Source organism: Lachnospira hominis (ex Liu et al. 2021) (genome assembly GCF_014287955.1).
In the GTDB taxonomy this organism is placed as follows: Bacteria; Bacillota; Clostridia; order Lachnospirales; family Lachnospiraceae; genus Lachnospira; species Lachnospira hominis.
Genome location: NZ_JACOPD010000010.1, coordinates 1 through 20,906 on the forward strand (window position 1 = coordinate 1; position 20,906 = coordinate 20,906).

The window sequence follows — 20,906 nt, forward strand, 5'->3', positions numbered from 1 at the left end:
TGCTGGCCTGTAAGTCATTTGTTTTGTGTGTCGCTCGCGGCGACTTGATTATAATATCACCTGAGGTTATATATGTCAACACCTTTTTTTGATTTTTTTTAACTTTTTTTGATTTTTTTTAAAATTGATGGGTTAAAATACAATATCTAGTGTTTTTGCAGCTGCAAAAACACTAGATATTTTTATGCTTTCTCAATATTAAACTGTCTTCGTAATCGTTTTTATTATAAAATTATGATTATAAATAAGCGAAAGTAAATCATTTTTGCCAATTTCAATAAGAGCTTTAGCTGCCCATTGCATATTACTGCATGCTGTAATGACAGCAAAAAGAAGCCATACTATAACAAGTCCCTCAATAATTCCAAATGCAAGACCAAGAAGTTTGTTTGCCTGATATATTAACGGCAGTCTTCCAACCACCCCCGTAACAGCAAACACAATCTTTAATATTGCAAACACAACCAGATACACCGCTATGTAAATTATTGCATTCAATGCAAGTCCAGCCAGTTTTGCAGCAATCACCGCAGCCATTATATTTTTCATTGTCACTTGTGCATTTCCTGTAACATGAAATACATCCTGCATATAGCTGCCATTTCCGTTACCACTGCCAATAACACTTTCAGGCAGATTAAGTTTCTTCATTATATCATTTACATTTTTTTGTATCTGACCAGCATACTCTTCAAGCTGCGAAATACTTATGATAACTGCCTCTTCATCAGAAAGGCTTTCCCCTGCAGCTTTATTAAAATTTTCATCTTCTATTATAAAATTATAAATAGACTTCTGAAGGTTATCATATACCTGTGTATTTTCTTTTACATTTTTACACAATGATGGTGTCACCCACACACAGACTATAAATGTAACTACCATTGCCGCAAGAGATACGGCTGTTCTTATTATTCCTTTTCTCCATCCTGATACGCCAAACAAAATAAATATGGCAAATACAGCTATTGTTATCCAGCTCATAATTTTCTCCTGTTTTTTATTTTAATCTTATATTCTGGACATATTTAGAATTGACGCAAATATAATTTCCACGGTGTCCAAGCACTATCACATTCTGTATTGGAAGTGTCATTGTTATATCAGCAAGCTTTTTGCCTTTTAAATTTATCAGTGAAATAACTGATGAGTTGCTCATAACAACACTATTTCCATCAAAAGACATTTTGTCATACTGTGTACTGAATGGATATTCACACACTCTATTCAAATCGCTATTGTATACACAAAGCTTATAAATATCACCCGACTCAGAATTTTTTAAAACAAGACCTATATATTTATCACCAAATAAAACTCTGTCAATTTCATTATCTATATTGATTTCTTTTACAAGCTTCGGATATTCTTTTATTGAATATATGCTGACTACATCTTCTCCTACTGCAGCAACTGTATTTTCATCAATAAAATTAACATCTGCAACTATTGTACTGTCATAATGATTAAATCCACCAACCACACGCTCTGTCTCATTTTGTCCAACTTCTGAAAAATTATAAAATACAACATTGGTTTTCATCGTTTCTCCGCTCACATAAAGATACGATGCGACAAGTTTTGCAGCATCAGGCGAAATGCTTATATCAAGAGGATATCCATCTCCTGCCAGGGATGTTTTTACTGTATAGATTTTTGTGCCGTCAGTTTTATAGAGATTGATATAATTTGCATCATTATCCTCAAGAACAGCTGCAACCACGCCCTGTTTTGCCACCTCTATCTGCGATATTGCAAGTGATGTATCTACAGTTCCAATATTCCCGTTCTTATCAAATATATAAATTTTACTTCCGTTAATATCGCCAACTGCAATTATGCTGCCACATATCTTCACCTGAGGTTTCTGCATTGTATATGTCTGATTCCATATTGCTGTACCTTTTTTGTTATAATATGCAATACCATCATTACTATATCTTACATATCCATCTGCATATCCCATATACATTGTTGTATCTGTATCATCCCTGTTTACGGATTTCATAACTGAATAATCTTTATATGTAATTCCATCGATAAATGCACTTATCGCAAAAACGGCCGCAATTATGGCTGCAACAATGATTACCGATATAATAATTATACGTTTTCTGCGGTTTATAACTTTGTGTTTTATTTCATTCTCATCCAGATTTTCTTCCTGCTTTTGTTCTTCCGGAACAAGATGAATCACTTTTTTATTTTTTGAATTATTTCCATCTCCAAATCTGGAATTACCTGATATGATATCAGCCATTCGTTTTACCTCTTTTATAATTTTTAAACGTACTGACATCATTATACATTATCCCTCAAAATATTCAAGGCAGTTTTATTTCCTGGCCTATATAGAGCTTGTCTGCATCTTCTATATTATTAACCGCAATTATTTCATTTAATTTTTCAGTGTTTCCATAATATTTTTTGCATATGCTCATTATTGTATCGCCCTTTTTTACTATATAAGTTGTCTGTGCAGCATCTGCTTCTTTAACCATCTCGGCTGATTCTGCCTGCTTTTCTGTCTGTGACTGCTCTGTCTGTGACCGTGTTGTCCGGCTTTCAGTGCTTTCTGTCTCCGCCTCTGTCGGATATACGTCTCCCGAAATTTTATTTACCGAAACCGAATTATCAGATGTCTGAATACTTTTTTCTTTTTCACTTATATTTGATATTTCGAGTGCTATATTACTAAGCGATGTATCAAATTTTTTCATTTTTTCATAACTGTTTAAAAGATTTATTCCAATCACAAGAACGACCACTGCCATAAAACTGCTTATTCCATACAGAAAAACTGAATTTTTTCTACGTTGTCTCATTTCTTCTTTTTCCTGTATTATACTTCTTATTGATTTCATCACCTTATCTTTTTCAGGACTCTCAATCGGCTTTCGTTCCCTTCTTTCAAGCATGTACTCCTGCATTTCATAATTTCTTTCATAAAAGCAGACATATCCTTTTTGTTTTTTTAATTCTCCATTTTCATACAAATAAAAATTTTCTTCTTTATCACATGTGTTTACAAGATACATTGTTTTCATGCCACCGGAAAAATTATCCATGTGCAGCTTTTTCAAATAAAGAAAACGCTCCTGCGTAATGCCAGGCATTGCGGCAAACCAGCCAACCACCTCAAGATCCGGGAAGAACTTTTCTATCTCTGCATATATTTTTTCCCATATCTTTTCATTAAATACGATTCCCTGTTTTGTTTCGTTTTCCGGAGTCTTTGCTCTTATAACGCCCTTGATAAACAGACATTTTTCTTCATCCGACTTCTGTACCTCACCCAGCAGCACTCCTGCCTGCTCGTCCTCCGGTGTCTGATATGCAACAGAATTAATATATGTAAAAGCGTAATCTTCTATATATATTTTTCTGTTTGAACTAACATCGCCTATCTGTTTGATATTCTTTGGTCTTCTTATATCCGCATTTCCTCTCATGTTCCCCTTATTGCTGTCATCTTCGCCGTTACAAATAATTTCTATCATGGCTATCCCTCTTTTCACAACAAATAATTGCAATATTTTATTCCATTTTCTTATGGAATTTCTGTTTTTATCAGCTTAGCACTTTTTAAATAAAAAACTTATCATATTTTGTCAGATAAATAAAAAAGTTACTCTTTTATTTTATTATGTTAATTCTTCTAAAATACCTCTCATATTTTACAGATTTCTGCATAAAATATTATAGTGCCATTTTATATGCGGGGAGGGATTTTCATGGTTTATTATTTTAGTTCAGAAAAACATGATGCTCACATAGATTTCAGCAAAAAACTTTCTTCTTTTCTCAATTCAACAGATGCATTTTCACACCCAATCGCTGTTATGTGTATTGGCAGTGACCGCTCAACAGGCGACAGCCTTGGACCACTAATTGGTTATAAACTTTCAAAATTTGCTTTTAATAACGTATTTATCTATGGTTCTTTAAATAATCCAATAAATGCTGTTAATCTTGAGTTTGCTATTACGTTCATCAAAAATTTTCACAGCAATCCATATATTATTGCCATCGATGCATCTCTCGGACGCAATGACCATGTTGGATGTATCACGCTTGCTGAAGGTCCGCTGCGTCCCGGTCTTGGTGTAAAAAAAGAGCTGCCCAAAGTAGGAAGTCTCCATATCACCGGCATTGTAAATGCTGCCGGTTCAAAAGAGAATCTCCTTCTTCAGACAACTCGTCTTTCAACTGTTATGACACTGGCGGATGTTATAACCGCCGGATTTGTTGAAACCTTCCGTGACAATAAACTTAACGTTTATCCTTACTCACAGCCATCGCACGCCCAATTGTATCAGCAGCTTGCGACTTCATAATAGCTCTGAGTTCTTCAAGTTTTTCTGTGTTCATAAATTCTTTGCCAAGATAAGTTTCATAGTTAGATGAAATATAAATCCTCTGCTCTTTGACAAGTGCTTCAAGTTTGCTGCATTCGTCCTGTTTTGTAAGCAATTCCGCTTTCATCTCATCTATATGGCCTTTGCTTCTGCTTTCAATTTCAGCAATTATGTCCGGCTTTGCAGTGTTTTCAAACTCCTGCAAAGCACAGGCTTTCTCACCTTCAATCTTTTCCATGCTATCATGTATTTCATTGATCTTAAAATCATAATCCTCAAGACCATACATTTCTTCATTCTTGTCAGAATGTATTCTTTTTTCAATTTTCTTAATCTTTTTTCTGTTTGCAATAATTTTGTCTTTTGTTTCGCGTGCCGCATTAATAGTAGCTCCGTGCCTACCTACAGTCTTATCTGTCACAATTTTCGTTGGTAAAATAATTATCATTGAAACTACAAAGTAATAAACTATAAGCATCCACATCTGAATACTAGGTACAAAACTTATTAATGCCGGAATCCCAAGAAATAATACCAGCAAAATCAATGTGTAAACTGCACTGTCAGCAAATCCTCTTGTCTGAATCATTATTCTGTAAAACCGTCTGCTGCAATACATTGGAACTTTTTCCATCTTAAAAGCATCTTTTATCTGCTTCTCGAATTCTTCATTCTGATTTCTAAGTTCCTTTGTTTCGTTGGCTATTCTCTCTTTTACTCCAGCCATCTTTGCTTTATCACGCTGAGACTGGATATCTTTCAGTTTAGACTTTTCGCTGTCAATAGCTTTATCATATCCCTCACATATGGATGCGGTGCTTTCTTTGATTCTTCCATCAATTTCTTCTTTTAGCTCCCGCTCATCATTTTCTATATTTTTAGTGAGGTCTTTGGCTATTTCATTCAATTTTTCCAGCTGTTCTTTATTTTTTCTGTGTTCTTTCAAATCGCCTATAATCTGATCAAGCACAGCAAGGTCGCCGGTTAATATATTCTGTTCTGCCATATCAAGCCTCCCTCACAGCATATTATCTGCTGTTTCTGTAGAAATTAATAAGACATCCGTCAAGAATAATCTGTCTTTCGTCATCTGTAAGTTCATCCATTTTAAGTTCAAATGGTTTCATATCTTTATTTACAACAAATGCCTGAATTGTTGAAGCTTTTTCTTTTACAGCCTTTGTAATTTCAGGAATAAATATGTAATCACCATTAGCAAATGGAAGTTCTCCCTTATCTACTATAAATGGAAGCATGCCCCAGTTGATAAGGTTTGAACGATATCTCTTTGTAGCATATTCATTGGCAATATTAGCCCATCCACCGAGAACTTTCTGACATGATGCAGCCTGTTCACGAGCTGAACCATCACCCGGCTTAACTGCAAATATTGTACTTCCGACACCTACATTTTCCTTATGCACATCGTAAGTTTCTTTAATCTTATGCATAATATCCCTAAGTTCCGGAAGTGCTTCTCCCATGCACTGACCAGCTTCTCTTGCTTTCTCCGCTTTCTGTACTTCCTTAGCTCTTCCAACATATGCAGGATCTTTTCTTGAAAGTGCAAATTCTGCAAGTCCAAGAGGATTTGATCTGAATGATGATGTTTCACCTGAAGGAATAAGTTCATCAGTTGTTGTTACAGGATCATGTATCTCTGATACAACCTTAATAATAAGATTTTCTGGAAGGGCTACCATCTCCGGCCAGTCCTTAATATTAGGGCCAAACTGGATTTCCTGATCAGGATCTGCTACACCCTTGCTGTCAAATACTCTGTTTGCATAAATATTCTGGTCAAAATGATATGTAGGACCTGTAAATTCAACATCAACATCTGTAGCCGCTGTAAGATATCCTTTATTTGCCGCTGTTGCTGCAATAGAACGAGCATCCATAAGTGCAACAGATGCAATCTGACCTTTCTGAAGCTTTGAACCTTCTCTGTTAGGGAAGTTTCTTGTTGAATGTCTGATTGAAAATGCATTATTAGCAGGTGTATCTCCGGCACCAAAACAAGGACCACAGAATGCAGTCTTAACTATAGCACCTGTCTCCATAAGATCAGCAAGTCTTCCATTTCTTGCAAGTTCCATATAAATTGGCGTACTTGCAGGATATACACTTAATGTAAACTCGTCTGCACCTATTGAATGACCTTTTAAAATATCTGCTGCCGCACAAATATTTTCAAATCCGCCGCCTGCACATCCGGCAATAATTCCCTGATCAACATAAAGCTTGCCATTCTTAATCTTATTTGTAAGCTTGAAATCAACCTGTCCGTCAAGGCTGACAAGTGCTTTCTTCTCACAATCGTGAAGGATGTCTTCAAGATTTGCATTAAGTTCTTCAATTGTATATGTATTACTTGGGTGGAACGGCATTGCTATCATTGGCTTGATTGTACTAAGGTCAACATATACAACACCATCATAATATGCAACTTTGCCAGGTTTAAGTTCTTTATAGCTTTCGCTTCTGCCATGAATATCATAAAACTCTTTAACTTTCTCATCTGTCTGCCAGATTGAAGAAAGACATGTAGTCTCTGTTGTCATAACATCAACACCAATTCTGAAATCAGCACTGAGATTCTTTACACCAGGTCCTACAAACTCCATAACTTTATTCTTTACATATCCGTTACCAAATACTTCTCCAATAATTGCAAGTGCCACATCCTGAGGTCCTACGCCCTTTGCCGGCTCACCTGTCATGTATACGGCAACCACGCCCGGCATATTTATATCATATGTCTTTCCAAGAAGCTGCTTAACAAGCTCCGGTCCACCTTCACCAACTGCCATTGTACCAAGTGCACCATATCTTGTATGACTGTCTGAACCAAGAATCATCTTACCACTCTCAGCCAGCATTTCTCTTGCAAACTGATGGATTACAGCCTGATGAGGTGGTACATATATTCCACCATATTTCTTGGCACATGTAAGACCAAACATATGATCATCTTCATTAATTGTTCCGCCAACCGCACACAAACTGTTATGACAATTTGTAAGTACATAAGGAATTGGAAACTTCTCAAGTCCTGAAGCTCTTGCAGTCTGTATGATTCCTACAAAAGTAATATCGTGTGATGTCATCTTATCAAACTTGACTTTTAACTTGTCCATATTGCCCGATGTATTATGACTTTCAAGAATACTATAAGCAATAGTGTTTTTTGCTGCTTCTTCCTTAGAAGGAGCATCTGTGCCTAATCTTGCTGCCAAAGCTCCCTGTTGTGCTGCAGACTCTTCTATGACATCAACGCCATCTACAAGATATGCTCCGCCTTTACTTAATTCAATCATTACATGCCTCCATTAATTTTATTTTTTATTTCTTTTATTCTCTCATCCGTTATACTGCCCGGCTTCCAGCCAATATTGACCGTATCATTTTCATATCTTGGAATAATATGCATATGAAAATGGAATACTGTCTGGCCAGCTGCCTCACCGTTGTTCTGCACAACATTCAGTCCAACAGGATGTAATGAATCATTAATAGCATTGGCTACCTTAACAGCAACCTGAAATACATGTGCCGCTGTCTTATCATCCAAAGAATAAATATTATCAAAATGTTCTTTTGGCAATATAAGAACATGTCCTTCCGATGCCGGATTTGCATCGAAAATAACATTGACAATATCATCTTCATAAAGCGAATTAGTTGGAATTATACCATTCGCAAGCTTACAAAAAATACAATCGTCTTTTTTCATAATAAGCACCACCCTACTAACATTTTTGTAATATTTTGTCGAAATTCTTTTATTTACACAGAAAACCAACAAGTATATACTTTCAATATAATAACTTAAAAATGCTTTTATATCAATAAATTTTCATAACTTTATACATTTTAAAAGCATAAATTTTCACAAGTACTATCATATTTATTAAAGGACACAACTATGGATAAAAAAGATTATACAATAATAAATAATGCTAAAAATACTATACCTGAATTCGGGGATACTTTTGAGAAATGCAAAAAAGAACACTATAAAACATTAAGCATTGCCAGCCACGAATTATTAAACCATATTTCATTCCTCAATTCATCTTATGATTTAATTTCCAAAACATATCCTGAAACAAAAAATATGCGTTTCTGGAACAGTATGGGTACATCAATATATGAAATCACAAACATGATGAAACGCTTAAATCTCTGCCGGTATTGCACTTTTCCCAACAAAGAAAATGTAACGCTTAACGATTTAATCTATCAGCTTCCTGACGAAGCAGATAATGCATATCCAGACTCTGAACGCAGATTCAGATTTGATATACCCACTGAAAAAATCAATATTAACGCAGATAAAGAACAATTACTAATTGCATTTAATGAAATTGTCTCAAATTGTTATGAGGCAGGCAATGATAATGATATCATTGACATCAGTGCCTCTTTATCCGATGATAAAACACACTGTACCATTACATTTACAAACACAGGCACTCTGCCTGATATAAAAATTCCAAAAGAATTCCGGCAGATATGTAATAAAGAATTCTATTACCCGGATGATATAAATATCCTGTCAATGGCATTCTATACAACAAAACCCGGTCACTTTGGCTTAGGTCTTTTTATTGCCAATACAGTCTGCTTAAATCACGATGGCTGTCTGGATGTAACGCATGATGACACACATACAAGTTTCCACCTGTCATTTGCAATCTGAATATAAATAATACAGTTGTCATCCTCAAATTCGGCGAGGATAAAGGAGTTTACTTTACTGATGAAATATAAATAATACAGTTGTCATCCTCAAATTAATATAGCAGCTAATATAAATTATATTTTATATTTATTCAGCGAATTCAAATAATGAATCTAACATTCTAAGGCTTCTGAAATTACCTTTTGCAGTCATATCACCTGTCATAAATGCTCTGTGGAAGGTAATTTTACCAGCAACTATATCATCAAACACTGCCTTATTAAGTTTCGCAATAACATCCGCATTATTATTTTCGCCAAACTCAACATCAAGAATATCATTATTTACATTGATAAGTATTGTTTTATTCTTGTCACTGACGATAATCATATAAGTGCATGAAAATGCTGTTCCCGGTCTGAAACTATTCTTAAAAACATTAATATAATAATCATCGCCGCCGTGTTCTTCATCACTAAGAAGTTCTTTATATATAGAGGCAAGTGATTCAATATCTTTTTTCTGTGTTTTTACAAATGTATCATCTGAAACATATTTTGAAAGCTGTTCGCTCTCCTGCGGTGTGAATCTTACAACATCTTTCATAACATTGTTTTTTATTGTCTGACTGCTTGATGGCAGTGAAATTCTTTTCTGTGAAATAGTACGATATATATTCTCAGTCTGTTTCTCTATATACTCCACGCACTTACTGTTAAACTCAAACTCAGTTGTATCATCAACATAGCCTGTGATACCATTTCCTGTACGTCCACCAATCATCTCCCACGAATTGACCAGTGAAAGACATACCTCTCTTTCTCCATATGTCTTAGACATTACAACAGGGAACATATATACGTCTCCGATTCTTCCTTTATCTGCATAAAGCCAGCAGGCATCAAGAAGAGTCTGCATATATCCACCCATTCCAATCCATTCAACAGTAGTTGCTAACACAACTGCATCTGCTTCTGTTACTGTCTGAGATAAAGTTGTAATCTGGTTCTTCATCTCATAGAGATTATATCTTTCCACATTAACATTAAGTTCATCTAAAACTTCCTGTATCTTATTAACCACAAATATTGTAGGGTCGTCAACAACCCCTCTTCCGCCATAGTATATATTAACCTTCATATACAATATTCCTTTCACTTTTACGATAGTGTGAATATAGCACAAAACCTATGTTATTTCAACCTTATATGGCAATGCGGCAATATAAATATCATCTCCGTTCTTTATAACACACCGCTGATTAGTTGCGATTCTTCTACCATTTACACTCGTACCATTAGTAGAATTCATATCCTCTATATAAAAATCGTCATTTATTTTTACAATACACATATGTATATGGCTTACAAGCCTGTTATGTATTACTTTATTACACCTGCCCTCCATACTTCCAACCACACACGGCAGCTTATCAACCGATATATTTTCCATATCCTCATCACCTGTATAAATAAGATTTATCTCCGGTTCTTTTTTCTTTATACTTTCCATATAATCCGATAACAGCATTGTATGCTCATATTCCTGTGTATGACTGTTTTCTTTTTCGATAACGTCATTATTAATATTACTATCATTTTCCGGCTGATAATTTATTTGCGTCTCATATTTTTGTATATATTCTTTTTTTACAAAATGCGTCAATAACTTATCCGGAACTTTATCAGAGAATATATACACAACGATTCCGGCAACTGCTGCCACAAATGCAATATTAGTATTTATTTTTAACGGCATAAGTGACGGAAACATAACCCTTACTATAAAATATCCAACAAGAACTACACATATCAGCTTTATTACTTTAATCATTTTTATGATATTGGTATTTTTTACCTCTTCCTCTTCCTCAATAACCTCAGGAACCACATCATCAATAACTACTCTTTGGGGTTCACTTCCACTGACATCTGTGTCTCCGTATTCTTCAAAATCCATAATTGTCCCAGTATTTTTAAAATTTTCTGATGCGGATAAAGAATCTATAAGTGCTGTCATTTCACATATTTTATAATTATTCTGCACAATCTTCTGATAAATCTCGTAGACATCCATCAAATGGTCTTTATCATTATGGTCGAACTTTTCAAGCATATAATCAAAAAGATTCTTAATCTGTTTTTCTGCCTTTCCGCCAATAAACTCTTTATTTGTTCCCGGAAAATATATAAATTCAATATTTGTTCCGGCCGCATCATAAAAAATAGTTTCCGGACTTATAATAACAGAATCTATACCAAGCATATAATCATCTACCGACCTTGCCATATTTTCTATTCCATTAATCACATTCACAAAATCATGCCATCCCAGATTTTTATATGAAAATATTTTATCAAGTGTCTGTCTTGAAGTAACATCATAGAAAAACATAATTTTATTATTAATTCTTCTTGTCTGCATTTTAAGCAATCCTGCTATTGTATTTTTTTGCAGCATTTTTTGCTCATATTCACAGTCCTGTGTTTCATATTCATTTTCAATCACTGCATATGTTCTGTTATTCTCCTGTTCATATTTCATACACTACTCCTTTAGTTTTAACAAAGCATTGGTTTTTCTTATAAAATCACTTTGCGAATTCGGCTTTATATAATCATTAATACCTGATGTTATCTCATTCATGTCTGTTTCTTTTATTAATAATCTGCTTCTGGCGTTATCCGCCGCATTTTTTAATATTTCATTATATTTTTCGTTTTTATCAGAAATATTTTCCTGTTCTAATTTTAATGCCACCTGTAACTTTATTGAATCCACAACAAGTTCATCATGCCATCTCATCCCAAACAAAATTAACGTAACAATAATTCCTGTAAACAACGGAATTAAAACAGAATTTTCAATTACAAATGAAGCTCTCACATACATAATGCAGTCACCATTGCACAAATTCCAAGATACGGCACAAATGGAATTTCGCTTTTTACTGAGATTTCCTTTTTAACTAATCTTATAAAATTAACAATGCCCAACAGCAGTGTTGCCATCGTAAAAGAAAATACTGCAAAAACTGTTCCTTTAATAAGAATTACTATAAACGTAACAATAACGTCACCTATACCAATACACTTAAACGTAATACTTACGCCAAACAACGCTCCGACAAAACATATTCCGGCAATTATTTCCGGCAATGAAAAATTAAAATTAAATGCTGTATATATAACAGCTGTAATTGTTAATATTACAAGAATTATTACATTTAATGATTTGTACATTATATCCTGAACCGACAAAACCATCATATTTATACATAGCAATATATTTTCCATCAATTTTTTCTTCTCCTTAATTATCACCTGCTGCACATAGTCTGCACGCTCTCATACCTGTCACTTTATTACGCGAAATTTCAATTATTGTCCTGTTTATCTCACTGCAGTTTTCATCCCGGTGATATCTGACCCCATAATCAGTTACATATACATATTCATAACTTGATTCATTTTTATCATTATATTTTTTACATTTACTACACGGATAATAAATTGAACCATTTTTATTTCTATAATTATTTATCTGCGAAAAATCCACCATTTTTACATCAATATTTAATGCCGGACAATTTCTTGTCTTGTGATAAACTGTTCCGGTTCTGGTTATAAAAACGCTATCTGTATTATCTTTATCCTTGCCATAATCACCGGCATATTTTTCTCCAAGCCATACTTCATAAGTAAATTCCTGCACAACTTTGATATATCCTATTCCAAATATATCAAATGGATTTTTAACTGAATATTCTGCTGCCGCCTGAATTGTACTGCTGTCATAACTATAGCAAATAATTTTTATTCCGGAATTTCCGCCCTTTATATTATGTTCTTTTGCATATTCACTTCCCAGATTTTTTATTAAAACCGAATGTAATGACAAACTTCCAACAATTGTATCGTTTATGTTTATATCTTTCTCATTTATAATTTCATCATTTTGTTTTTCTTTTTGTACATAGTTAAGATAATTATATTTATTCTGTTCACGTAAAGCATTATATAAAGCTGCATCTACTTCCAATCTTATTTGATAAATCTGCATCATATAGGTTACTGCCATAACTGCGTATATATACAGCGGCATTACAAGTGCTGCCTCTACTGTTGCTGATGCTTTTATATACACCCCGTTTTTCAGATTAGTAATAATAATATTGAAATTATTGGCGTTATTACTCATATTTTCTGCCTTTCATTTGCATCCGCCTGTCCTTAAAATTAAAAAATGTAATGGCTTATATAATAAAAAACGGGGGCATATTCTACATACAGATTCAGCTTATATAACTGTATTTTACCTGACGTATATATTCTTTTGCATTTATTCTCCTGTCCGCTTTCAGTAATACATTTACCTGTATCCGGGCTTCATAAATATAATCTTTCATTCTGAAACCGGTTTTGCCCATATCTATTATTCTAAGTTCCATGGCTGTCATTGTTCTGTAATTTTTAATATTTTCACTTACACTATGTAATAATAATTCGAGATAATCATTATAATCTGCCCGGCCTTTTAAAATACGCTCTGCCCTGCTGTTTTTTTCACTATCAGCTTTGTCATATTTTAAATTTCCGGCAAGCATGTTTTTAAGCGACAATTTCCAGTCATTATCATTTTTAATAACGGCTATCTCATCTCCTTCAAAAAGTCTTCTGACATCTACAATACTTTCCGCATAAGACCATATTCCCATAATTATATATTGCACAGCCTTTACCACTAAAAGATTTCCCGTAAATCCGGCAATTGATGATGCAAGTGCAAAAGCTTCACTTCTCTTTTCACCATTAGTTACAAGATATGCCATGTTGACCGCTTCTCTTACAGCTGAAAGTTTCAATATAATACTGTTAATATTATCTCTGTCAGAGTTTTGTCCACAAATAATATATTCAACAGGATATTTTAATCCACCATATCTGTTTTTCCCCGGAAATGTATCAAATGTGTCCATAATATATAAATCATACATTAATGTCTGTGTGTTAATTTTTCTACTTCCATTCCCGCTTATATATTCCTGTGCCAGACCTTCATAATTAAATGAAGCATCTGAAACTGTAATTCCATCAAGTACAAGTCCGGATATTCCATTTGAAAATTTCTTTCCGAGGCTTTTTATTTCTTTTAGCCGTTGTTTATTTTGCTGACTATTTTCTGATTCAACAGCAGTAAAATTTATTATTTTTATATTCTCTGCATATTCCGAAACCTGTTCAAATTTTTCTTTATATTCCCACGTATTTGAATATAAATCTATTTCCTCAGGTTTTAAAACCAGCTCATTTATTAAATTAATGTCTCTTAAATTTGTTAACAAATCCTGTCTGACAGTATTTAATCTGTTTGCTGTATCTTCATCTGATGTGGATTTTTTTAAATCTTCCTCCATCACTGTACTTACTTCTTCTCCGAGAATATCTTTTTTACTTTTTATCTTTTCCAGACATGCATTTATTTTTTTCTGAAAATCCTGATTTTCATCATTATATGAATCAATCTGCTCAATTATCTTATCCGATATCTGCTGTACATTATCCGTTTCTTTACGTAAAATTGCATAATTATATTTATATACCTCAAGATACTTTTCGTCCTTATATTCCTCAAGCAGCAATAAATCTTCTTTTAAATCGGTTATACATACTGAAATATTTTGGTACTTGTAATTAATCTCAGAAATATATGCAGATATGATATTTTGTTTTCCTATAAATGAATTATCTATATCGCACTCCTGTATGCTTTTATTAATATCTTTTATACACTCTCCACGCTCTGTTTCTGTTTCACCATCAGAAGAAAATGCACTAATGATTTCACCTGCAGATGCATACTTCATATAATTTAAAATCTGTTCTTTTACTGCATTGCCATTATTGTCTGTCATATACTTTAAATCAGTTATGCATGCTTTATTAAAAACTACGCTGTTTTTCTGACATATGTTTTCAATATTCTTTCTCGCATAATATTCTAATTTATTATCATTACATTGTTCGTTGCTTATAACAAATATATTAAATTCTGACAGACATTCATTGTGATAACCCCCAAATACTGATTCTGCTGACATTCTTGATGCCATATCTGTCTCATAATATATAACTGACATTCTTACCGAATTAATCATAGTGCAGATAAATGAAATTACAATTGCAAATGTCAACGATGCATATACTGTTATCTGAGCTTTTATCATATCTGCTTAGCCTGACTGCTCATTTTAGACAGCAGCATATTAACTAGGCTGGTTATCTGCTTCTTAAACAACATAACAAGACCCACAAGGACTATAATTATAAGCACCACCTCTACTACCCCCATTCCACTCTCATCATCCCAGAAATTTTTTATCTTTTTTAATATCTTCATAATACCATTCTCCTATCTCGACAAATTTTTTTAATATCCTGAAAAAGACATAAGTGCCGGAACCATAATAATTGCCATTACAACAATGAGCATAATAATCATTGGTAAAAGTAGTTTTGTACCTGCCTCTTCACCATATTTTTTAGCCATGTTTTTGCGTTCTTCAAATGCATCCTTTGCTTCTAATGTAAGCAGCAGAGCAAGTTCTTTCGTTCCCTTTTTTATATTTTGAACTATAAGCGAACTAAACTTCATATATTCTTTTATTCCACACTTCATACCAAATTCTTCATAAACATAAATCTGCGGTTTGCCTGATTTAAGCATATTAAGTCCTTCTGACATAAACTCATATGCATAACGTTTTTTTGAACCTGACTTTTGCCTCACCCTATAATCAACAACTATTTTTTCCCATGCCATTCTGACTGTCATTCCCGCCCCGACAAGTAATGAAAGTTTTGCTACTATCTCCGGATAATCACATTTCATCTGTTTTATTTTTTCTTTTTCATAACTGTTTTTCTTTTCTTTATCATGGTAATGGGCAAATATTGCCAGCGATATTCCACAAAAAAGGACTGCCGCTGCATAATTACCAGACTCTCTTTTTTTATATATAACCTCCTCTCCATCAACTTCTTTTGGAAGTTCTACATAATCGCTATTGTAATCTGACTGTGCACATTTAATTTCATAAAATATATCTTTTTTCAATTGTTCCTCATGTGTCAGTTCCCTGCCACAAACAATCACTTTTATTTCATATGATGAAGAATACTCCATGTATTGAAGATTAGCTGTAAGAGTAACTTCTTCCTTCTGGTCCTTTTTCAAATCATCATTATAAACTTTCCCGTCATACCCGATTAGATTATAATTACTTGAAAACCACTCAATACTTACCGGATTATCTTCTAATTTTTCTATAAGATTCAAATCTGTTTTTATTTCATCCAACGAAGCATTGTCATTTAATATCTCTTTTTTTAAATGCTCATAAACATTAAAAAAAAGTTCTTCTGTCTCCTGTGCTGTGTATTTTTCCGGCTCAATTGTAATAGTTGTATCTATTCTGTTTTTTCCTGCATATATGCTTACATCCAGATTTTTTTCAGCCCCACTGTACCCGGGTTTTTTAAGGTCCGACTTTTCTATATCACGCTCTCCATCTGATATCTCCAGAAATAATGCCGCAACAATTGAAACCAGAATTATAATTATTATTTTTTTATCAAATTTCAATATTTACTATCCTCTTAGCAATATAATCTGCAACAATAACAACAATAAGACATACACTCATAAAAATACGACCGGCAATATTTCCATATAACATTGCAATAAAATCGTAAGATGTAAATCTTAAATATCCGACCATTGCAAATGGCATGATACTCATAATCCCCTGCTCCTGTTTTTTCCCGCTTATTATTGTTTTTATTTCACTGTCAAGCTCAATTTTTTCCCTGATAAGCGATGTTGTATCCTTAATTATTGTTATCATGTCGCCGCCGCTTCTTTTTGCATATCCAAAAATTTCCGAAAAATATTGTATTTCTTCGACATCTGACTTCCTCGCAAAATCTTTCAATACATTTTCAATATTTTCATTGTTATGTATTCTCGTAGCTATTTCTGAAAATGATTTTACAATCACTGCATTTCTTCCATACAACATTTTTAATTCTTCCAACGCTTCTTTAAACGAATTTTCAATAGAATAACCTGCATTTAATGCAAATGATACTGCTGTCATTGCATCCTTAAACTGTAATGCAAGCTGTTGTCTTTCTTTTCGTTTGTTATTTTTTGAATTTTCTCTTATATACAGATACAACCATGGACTCATTAGTATTGAAAAATAAATATTTCCGTAAAAAAGCCATGATGCAGCAACTATTATCAATATCCCCTTAGCCAGCCATAGTATTATCTTCTTGTCCATATCCGGCAAAATACATTTTCTGCGTATTGACAAGTTTATTACCTGTGGCTTTAAGTTCTCCCAAAACCCGTCCGTTACTCTCTGCATTTTCAGCGAATTCAAACAACTTGTTAAACTTAACTTCTCCTCTAGAAACTCCCACAACTTCCGCAATCTGTAAAACTCTCCTTGTCTTATCCCTGAGTCTGCCCAGATGAATTATTATATCAATAGCTGATGTAAGCTGCTGCCTTATTGCCGCAACAGGCATATCTATCCCCATAAGTATCATCGTCTCAAGACGTGTCATCATATCTTTGGGGCTGTTGCCATGTCCTGTAGAAAGACTTCCATCATGTCCTGTAGACATTGCCTGAACCATATCAAGAGTTTCTTTCCCCCTTACTTCTCCAACTATAATTCTGTCGGGTCTCATTCTCAGACTTGCTCTTATAAGATCCCTTATTGTCACTTCATTTTTACCTTCTATATTGGCATCTCTTGCCTCAAGCCTTACAAGATTTTTTACATGATTTATCTGTAATTCAGCAGCATCTTCAATTGTTATCACTCTCTCATCATTATCAATAAATTCAGAAAGAGCATTCAAAAATGTTGTTTTACCGCTTCCCGTTCCTCCAGATATAAAAATGTTATATTTTGACTTTACAGCCATCTTTAAAAAATCTGCCGCCTCCTGCGTGAGCGAACCTGTTTCAATAAGTTTTTCCATAGTAAGTGCATCTTTATAGAACTTTCTTATAGTAATTATCGGTCCATTCAATGCAACCGGAGGCAGAACAATGCTTACTCTGGAGCCATCCTCAAGCCTTGTATCTGCAATCGGTGATGATATATTAACTATCTTATTAGATAGTGACGCTATTTTTTGTGCAATATCTTCAAGTCTTTCCTCATTCTCAAAACTCTTATCCCACTTTGTTATATGACCGTTCCTCTCAAGGAAGATATCATCTTTTCCATTAATCATTATCTCTGTTATAGTATCATCCTCTAACAGTTCCTGAAGTACATCAAGTCTTCTTATCGCATTAAAAACAGACTCCTCAAGTTCTTCCTTCTGCCTTATGGAAATCATATAAAGTCCGCTTTCCTCCTGAACACATTCGCCTATTACCTGCTTTAATGCAACATCTGTTATATCTCCCGACATGTCTATTCTGTCATATACCCTTTTTTTAATTCTCCCGGCAAAATTCTCCTCATTACACCCGTTTTCTATATCTTTTCACTCCTTTCAAGTATTTTTTTTACAAACCGGTACATACCTCCGGATTTGATTTTTTCCCAAAATTCCCTGTCCACACCACTTTCACATTCAGGCAGGCGCACTTTCTCTATTCTGTCTAACATTTTTGACATTCCTATTCCGTAAAAATATGTCTCGAATTCAAGAATCTTACGTTCCGAAAGATAATCATTTCTTACCGGCATATATATAGTGCTGCAACATTCCATAAGTCTCCACGGCTGTTTTACTGCTGATGACAAATCAAGAATAATAACTTCATACCCCTTATTCTTTCCCACACATTCAACAAATGACACCAGCTGTTCCGACTCAACATACGAAATATCTTCTGCACACATAACAGGTGCTATATAGTCAATCCCGTCCACACTCCGTATTGTTCCCATTATCTTTTCTGCCGCATTATCCCTTTGCTGCCTGTAATAATAAAGTGCATCGGAAAGTGTAATATCATCCGTGCTTACAAGTATCTCATCAAGACCAGAAAACTCCTCAAAATTAATATACAAAACCTTATATTTTTCACTTAGAACTTTGGCAATATTTAAAGCAAACTCAGTCTTTGGCATAACATTAACCGGTGAATAGATTCCGATAACATCAAATGTATCAAGTCTCTTCTTTGGCTGTAAATCACTGTGCTCCATAAGTTCACGATATATCCTGTCCATTGGCTGGTACCTGTAAACCGCTGTTGCATTGCTGCCAAAACGCTTAGCATCTGTCTCATTTTCAGGTTCTTCCGTAAGCACAACAAGACTTCCATCATATAGATCACTTATTCCATCATAAAATCCGGACTCGCTCACCATTGCAACCGTAGGCGAACCATCTCTTAGATATTTTTCAAATGCATCTTTTTGTGTAAACAGTTCAATGTTAAACTGCTGGTTAGCTTTCATGCTCATAGCATGCATAAGCCGTCGTGCATAATTTTCATTATTATCATATATTGCACACGTCCTGTTCACCCTTCATCCTCCAATATAAATATTTGTTAAAACTGCAATTACACACCCTGCCGCCATATATATGCTGTAATGAATTCTGTGCATCTTCATATTCCCAATCTGAATAGCACTGCATCTTCCTATTGCTATCCCGGCAGTTCCCACTACTGCCGCACATATAAGCGAACTTATTATCATAATTAATACCCCTTTTATTCCAAGCAGCATCCCACATACTGCTGAAAGTTTAACATCTCCTGCACCGGCTCCTTTAACTATATATATTGCTGACATTACCCCTAAGCCGGCAATACACGCCGTCAAATATTGCATTGCACCTCCTTTCATAATCTGTTCTGTCAAAAAAACTCCAGCTGCGGCTATAAAACCGCATATAATAATTCTGTTAGAAATTCTGTATCTTCGGCAGTCATCCACAACCGCCGCAGACATGATAATAACAAGCAGAATCATTCTGATAATCTCAAAATAGTCCATACTTCTCCCTTTAAAAAATTATAAATATCTGTGGGAATTCTCCTGCTAAACTAACAGGATGACACGAATGTGTCTTAATAGATGTTCTTATATACAATAAAAACATACATAGAAATGGGGTATAATTACCGGCAGCACTTATATTCTGTTGCCGTATAAGTATAGTATCACTTTACTTTCGCATTGTCAATACCATAAATATATTTTTTATAATTTTCTCTTGTAAAATAAGATAACTCCCTCTTTATCAGGATGTCCTGCATTAAGAGGGAGTAAAAAGGCATTACTTATATTATTATGTCGTTATTATAAAATATCGAAATATTATAAACATTTATAATTTCTTATGTAGAAGCTGTATTGTTGAGCTTAATTCTTCTCTTAAATCTTCCTTTTCCTTTGGAAGCTTCATAAGAACTTCATGTAAATCAGCTGTAACATGATCATTACCAACTTTCTTTAATGTCTCACATACTTCTTTCAATACATCATCCTCATTTGCTGCTACTGCAACGTCCGCAAGTCTGAGCAAAAGGTCTAAGCTGCTTTCGTCATCTGACTGTGCAAGAGCCTGTGCAAGTTCCTTTTTCTGGTTCTCGTCACCATAAACATAATCTGCTAGACGACTCCAGTCTTTTCTGTGAACCAGCTTTTCCATTTTTTCTTCAGGTGATTTCTTTCCAAATAACATATATATTCCTTCTTTCTCTCAATACATGCCTTTTATCTTACTCGCATTATACGCCAATATATTTTAAATGTAAAATATTTTTGTATATTTTTTTAATCTGTGGATATACTTGAATTAAAGGAA

The 20,906-nt window shown here is 34.1% G+C and carries 21 protein-coding genes; 2 read left to right on the top strand and 19 right to left on the bottom strand.

The genetic code is table 11. The annotated features are described in order from the left end of the window. Window positions 1–198: 198 nt before the first annotated feature. The 3 genes from H8S01_RS12090 to H8S01_RS12100 form a co-directional block, all read right to left on the bottom strand. The gene (locus H8S01_RS12090; RefSeq protein WP_186837335.1) at window positions 199–984 is read right to left on the bottom strand and encodes a CvpA family protein; all 786 of its coding nucleotides are present in this window, start codon (window positions 982–984) and stop codon (window positions 199–201) included. A 16-nt stretch (window positions 985–1,000) separates the two neighbouring features. After that, window positions 1,001–2,260, bottom strand: coding sequence for a DUF5711 family protein (locus H8S01_RS12095; protein WP_186837336.1), 1,260 nt, complete (start codon window positions 2,258–2,260; stop codon window positions 1,001–1,003). A 64-nt stretch (window positions 2,261–2,324) separates the two neighbouring features. Further along, the gene (locus H8S01_RS12100) at window positions 2,325–3,500 is read right to left on the bottom strand and encodes a LysM peptidoglycan-binding domain-containing protein (RefSeq protein WP_186837337.1); all 1,176 of its coding nucleotides are present in this window, start codon (window positions 3,498–3,500) and stop codon (window positions 2,325–2,327) included. Window positions 3,501–3,734: 234 nt separating this feature from the next. On the opposite strand from H8S01_RS12100, the gene yyaC reads away from it, so the two are divergent. Continuing rightward, entirely contained in the window at window positions 3,735–4,337 is a 603-nt protein-coding gene (yyaC, locus tag H8S01_RS12105; protein ID WP_186837338.1) for a spore protease YyaC, read from the top strand. On the opposite strand, the gene H8S01_RS12110 is transcribed toward yyaC, so the two are convergent. Genes H8S01_RS12110 through H8S01_RS12120 form a run of 3 tightly spaced genes read right to left on the bottom strand, consistent with a single transcriptional unit; the run spans window position 4,273 to window position 8,094 of the window. Continuing rightward, complete coding sequence (locus tag H8S01_RS12110) at window positions 4,273–5,364, bottom strand: hypothetical protein (protein WP_186837339.1); 1,092 nt, start codon at window positions 5,362–5,364, stop codon at window positions 4,273–4,275. The genes yyaC and H8S01_RS12110 overlap by 65 nt on opposite strands. A 22-nt stretch (window positions 5,365–5,386) precedes the next feature. Further along, a complete protein-coding gene (locus H8S01_RS12115; RefSeq protein ID WP_021865521.1) occupies window positions 5,387–7,678 on the bottom strand; it encodes a hydratase in 2,292 nt (763 codons plus the stop codon). Continuing rightward, on the bottom strand, window positions 7,678–8,094 hold the full coding sequence (locus H8S01_RS12120) for an HIT family protein (RefSeq protein ID WP_021865522.1): 417 nt from the start codon (window positions 8,092–8,094) through the stop codon (window positions 7,678–7,680). The genes H8S01_RS12115 and H8S01_RS12120 overlap by 1 nt, the downstream gene beginning before the upstream one ends. Before the next feature lie 192 nt (window positions 8,095–8,286). On the opposite strand from H8S01_RS12120, the gene H8S01_RS12125 reads away from it, so the two are divergent. Then, window positions 8,287–9,063: a sensor histidine kinase gene (locus tag H8S01_RS12125; RefSeq protein ID WP_186837340.1), complete on the top strand. Its 777-nt coding sequence runs from the start codon at window positions 8,287–8,289 to the stop codon at window positions 9,061–9,063. 129 nt (window positions 9,064–9,192) lie between these two features. Here H8S01_RS12125 and H8S01_RS12130 read toward each other — a convergent pair whose 3' ends face one another. From H8S01_RS12130 to H8S01_RS12190, 13 genes are all read right to left on the bottom strand, one after another. Next, window positions 9,193–10,185 carry an alkyl sulfatase C-terminal domain-containing protein gene (locus tag H8S01_RS12130; RefSeq protein ID WP_186837341.1) on the bottom strand — a complete coding sequence of 331 codons (993 nt, stop codon included), beginning with the start codon at window positions 10,183–10,185 and terminating at the stop codon, window positions 9,193–9,195. A 48-nt stretch (window positions 10,186–10,233) separates the two neighbouring features. After that, on the bottom strand, window positions 10,234–11,589 hold the full coding sequence (locus H8S01_RS12135; protein WP_186837342.1) for a DUF6382 domain-containing protein: 1,356 nt from the start codon (window positions 11,587–11,589) through the stop codon (window positions 10,234–10,236). Window positions 11,590–11,592: 3 nt separating this feature from the next. After that, the gene (locus H8S01_RS12140; RefSeq protein ID WP_186837343.1) at window positions 11,593–11,937 is read right to left on the bottom strand and encodes a hypothetical protein; all 345 of its coding nucleotides are present in this window, start codon (window positions 11,935–11,937) and stop codon (window positions 11,593–11,595) included. Beyond that, complete coding sequence (locus H8S01_RS12145; protein WP_186837344.1) at window positions 11,928–12,341, bottom strand: hypothetical protein; 414 nt, start codon at window positions 12,339–12,341, stop codon at window positions 11,928–11,930. Before H8S01_RS12145 ends, H8S01_RS12140 begins: the two co-directional genes overlap by 10 nt. A gap of 16 nt (window positions 12,342–12,357) precedes the next feature. Beyond that, entirely contained in the window at window positions 12,358–13,245 is an 888-nt protein-coding gene (locus H8S01_RS12150; RefSeq protein WP_186837345.1) for a TadE/TadG family type IV pilus assembly protein, read from the bottom strand. 94 nt (window positions 13,246–13,339) lie between these two features. After that, window positions 13,340–15,271 (bottom strand): DUF5702 domain-containing protein, encoded by a 1,932-nt coding sequence (locus H8S01_RS12155; RefSeq protein ID WP_021865529.1) that lies wholly within the window; start codon window positions 15,269–15,271, stop codon window positions 13,340–13,342. Beyond that, window positions 15,268–15,444, bottom strand: coding sequence for a Flp1 family type IVb pilin (locus tag H8S01_RS12160; RefSeq protein WP_021865530.1), 177 nt, complete (start codon window positions 15,442–15,444; stop codon window positions 15,268–15,270). Before H8S01_RS12160 ends, H8S01_RS12155 begins: the two co-directional genes overlap by 4 nt. Before the next feature lie 30 nt (window positions 15,445–15,474). Beyond that, window positions 15,475–16,689, bottom strand: coding sequence for an immunoglobulin-like domain-containing protein (locus tag H8S01_RS12165; RefSeq protein WP_186837346.1), 1,215 nt, complete (start codon window positions 16,687–16,689; stop codon window positions 15,475–15,477). Continuing rightward, entirely contained in the window at window positions 16,679–17,401 is a 723-nt protein-coding gene (locus H8S01_RS12170) for a type II secretion system F family protein (protein ID WP_186837347.1), read from the bottom strand. Before H8S01_RS12170 ends, H8S01_RS12165 begins: the two co-directional genes overlap by 11 nt. Next, the gene (locus H8S01_RS12175; protein WP_186837348.1) at window positions 17,361–18,545 is read right to left on the bottom strand and encodes a CpaF family protein; all 1,185 of its coding nucleotides are present in this window, start codon (window positions 18,543–18,545) and stop codon (window positions 17,361–17,363) included. The genes H8S01_RS12170 and H8S01_RS12175 overlap by 41 nt, the downstream gene beginning before the upstream one ends. A gap of 65 nt (window positions 18,546–18,610) precedes the next feature. Next, window positions 18,611–19,615 carry a hypothetical protein gene (locus tag H8S01_RS12180; protein WP_021865534.1) on the bottom strand — a complete coding sequence of 335 codons (1,005 nt, stop codon included), beginning with the start codon at window positions 19,613–19,615 and terminating at the stop codon, window positions 18,611–18,613. 3 nt (window positions 19,616–19,618) lie between these two features. Continuing rightward, entirely contained in the window at window positions 19,619–20,092 is a 474-nt protein-coding gene (locus H8S01_RS12185) for an A24 family peptidase (protein WP_186837349.1), read from the bottom strand. Between the two features lie 334 nt (window positions 20,093–20,426). Next, a complete protein-coding gene (locus H8S01_RS12190) occupies window positions 20,427–20,783 on the bottom strand; it encodes a hypothetical protein (protein ID WP_021865536.1) in 357 nt (118 codons plus the stop codon). Window positions 20,784–20,906: the final 123 nt, after the last annotated feature.

Excerpts from the sequence above, each read along its gene's own strand:
- H8S01_RS12160 (WP_021865530.1), bottom strand. The coding sequence starts at position 15,444 with ATGAAGATATTAAAAAAGATAAAAAATTTCTGGGATGATGAGAGTGGA.
- yyaC (WP_186837338.1), top strand. The coding sequence starts at position 3,735 with ATGGTTTATTATTTTAGTTCAGAAAAACATGATGCTCACATAGATTTC.
- H8S01_RS12095 (WP_186837336.1), bottom strand. The coding sequence starts at position 2,260 with ATGGCTGATATCATATCAGGTAATTCCAGATTTGGAGATGGAAATAAT.
- H8S01_RS12145 (WP_186837344.1), bottom strand. The coding sequence starts at position 12,341 with ATGGAAAATATATTGCTATGTATAAATATGATGGTTTTGTCGGTTCAG.
- H8S01_RS12120 (WP_021865522.1), bottom strand. The coding sequence starts at position 8,094 with ATGAAAAAAGACGATTGTATTTTTTGTAAGCTTGCGAATGGTATAATT.
- H8S01_RS12150 (WP_186837345.1), bottom strand. The coding sequence starts at position 13,245 with ATGAGTAATAACGCCAATAATTTCAATATTATTATTACTAATCTGAAA.
- H8S01_RS12115 (WP_021865521.1), bottom strand. The coding sequence starts at position 7,678 with ATGATTGAATTAAGTAAAGGCGGAGCATATCTTGTAGATGGCGTTGAT.
- H8S01_RS12185 (WP_186837349.1), bottom strand. The coding sequence starts at position 20,092 with ATGGACTATTTTGAGATTATCAGAATGATTCTGCTTGTTATTATCATG.
- H8S01_RS12190 (WP_021865536.1), bottom strand. The coding sequence starts at position 20,783 with ATGTTATTTGGAAAGAAATCACCTGAAGAAAAAATGGAAAAGCTGGTT.
- H8S01_RS12125 (WP_186837340.1), top strand. The coding sequence starts at position 8,287 with ATGGATAAAAAAGATTATACAATAATAAATAATGCTAAAAATACTATA.
- H8S01_RS12110 (WP_186837339.1), bottom strand. The coding sequence starts at position 5,364 with ATGGCAGAACAGAATATATTAACCGGCGACCTTGCTGTGCTTGATCAG.
- H8S01_RS12130 (WP_186837341.1), bottom strand. The coding sequence starts at position 10,185 with ATGAAGGTTAATATATACTATGGCGGAAGAGGGGTTGTTGACGACCCT.
- H8S01_RS12100 (WP_186837337.1), bottom strand. The coding sequence starts at position 3,500 with ATGATAGAAATTATTTGTAACGGCGAAGATGACAGCAATAAGGGGAAC.
- H8S01_RS12140 (WP_186837343.1), bottom strand. The coding sequence starts at position 11,937 with ATGTATGTGAGAGCTTCATTTGTAATTGAAAATTCTGTTTTAATTCCG.
- H8S01_RS12175 (WP_186837348.1), bottom strand. The coding sequence starts at position 18,545 with ATGTCGGGAGATATAACAGATGTTGCATTAAAGCAGGTAATAGGCGAA.
- H8S01_RS12090 (WP_186837335.1), bottom strand. The coding sequence starts at position 984 with ATGAGCTGGATAACAATAGCTGTATTTGCCATATTTATTTTGTTTGGC.
- H8S01_RS12135 (WP_186837342.1), bottom strand. The coding sequence starts at position 11,589 with ATGAAATATGAACAGGAGAATAACAGAACATATGCAGTGATTGAAAAT.
- H8S01_RS12155 (WP_021865529.1), bottom strand. The coding sequence starts at position 15,271 with ATGATAAAAGCTCAGATAACAGTATATGCATCGTTGACATTTGCAATT.